Origin of the sequence: Cetobacterium sp. ZWU0022, from assembly GCF_000800875.1 — a bacterium.
GTDB lineage: Bacteria > Fusobacteriota > Fusobacteriia > Fusobacteriales > Fusobacteriaceae > Cetobacterium_A.
In genome coordinates this window covers 1-1,632 of the sequence record NZ_JRJZ01000065.1, presented here as the reverse complement: position 1 = coordinate 1,632, position 1,632 = coordinate 1, and the positions used below count along the sequence as shown (strand labels likewise).

General features: G+C 29.2%; 1 protein-coding gene. It reads right to left on the bottom strand.

All coding sequences use genetic code 11. The features are described 5' to 3' along the window. Positions 1-88: 88 nt before the first annotated feature. Positions 89-1,492, bottom strand: coding sequence for an IS66 family transposase (locus L988_RS05780; RefSeq protein WP_052191713.1), 1,404 nt, complete (start codon positions 1,490-1,492; stop codon positions 89-91). Positions 1,493-1,632: the final 140 nt, after the last annotated feature.

The window sequence follows — 1,632 nt, the reverse complement described above, 5'->3', positions numbered from 1 at the left end:
GTAACTACTCAGCTGGTAGATTACAAAAAATAAAAAATAGCTAAATAATAGGAGATTTCTATATCGTTAGATATAGTAGTCTCCTTTTCTATTTAGCTATTAATGAAATAATATCTTCAAGTTCAAATATCCTTTTTAAAGCATCGAACTGATTTAATCCTTGCTTTTTCATTGTTGCGATATATCCTCTTATTCTACAAAACATGTCAGGACCTAAATCGCTTCTAAATGTACCTTGTATTTTACTTTTGACCTTTACATTTCGAATTTCTCTTTCTGCCGCATTATTTGTAAAAATTTCAGCGTTTCTTTCTGTAAAGAATTTTAAAACATCCTCATATCGAGATAATCGTTTAAGTAAATTGTATGCTTTACTTCTTTTTGGTTTCCCTTCTGAAGTTGGATCAAAAGGATAATGCTTTCTTTCTTCGACTATCCCTTCCTCTATTGCATTAACATATCCCAAATACAAAGATAACTCTTCTGCCTCATTTATACTTTCACCTTTATCAACAATATCTTTCAATTTAAAAATTGAATTTTTAATGTTTTCTGGGAACTTTAAGCTTGTATTATCTTGAATACTTTGGAGTTCTCTTAAAAAGTGAGCCCAGCACAAAGCATGAGTTAGATTATTAAACGAATCATAAGCATACCAACAATCATGAGCAAGAATACCATTAAATTTTTCAATAATCCCAGCTTCAATTAACGCTTTTTTACCTCTATTTTTATGAGCACTTAATACAGTATATGAATCATTAGAAAATGAATGAATCCAACGATTTATACCGTTAACTTTAGTTCCTGTTTCATCAGCATGAGCAACAGTGGACTTAGCTAATTGCTCTTTAAAGAATTCCTCAACAGATTCTAGTTTAGAATACCCTGATTTAAGAGTATTGTATATCGTTCCTTGACTAAGTTTTAAATTAAAAACATCATTAAGTAATTCTTGTAAACGTTTATACGGTAAACTTTGATAAATATTTAAATTTAAAATTAATCCCTTGATATTAGACCCATATTGGGCACTATGAGTTACATTTTTAGGAAATTCTGAAGTTGTTTTCGCATTACAATGAGGACAGGTTTTAGAGTGAGCTCTAAATTCAGTAATGTTAATTTTAATTTCAGGAATATCAAAAACCTGACGTGATTTAATCGCGTTAGCTTTAATGTCTGTCAAATCATGTGAGCAGTTAGTACAAGTATTGTTAGGAAGTTCAACTACAAAATCAGGATTTTGAACTTTTTGAAGAGTGCTACCTTTATGTCCAATTTGTCCACCAGAAGATTTTTCACTCTTTTGTCTAAGAGACCTTTGTTTTTTATCTTTTTTTTTAAATCTATCAGAAGATGGTGGTAAGCTACTATTTGAGCTGTTCATATTAAGCTTAGCTTTTAACTCTTCAATTTCTCTTGTTAAAAGTTGAATAATTAGCTTTAACTCATTATTTTCTTTTTCTAACTCTTTGATTCTAGATTCCATGATTTTAGTTTCACCTCCGACAATTTATTTTCTAAAAATATTGTATCATAATTTTGACTACAAAAAAAGATACTTTCTTCATTAATTTGAAAAAAGTATCTTTCCTATTAAACTTTATTAGTTACTAGCTGAGTAGTTAC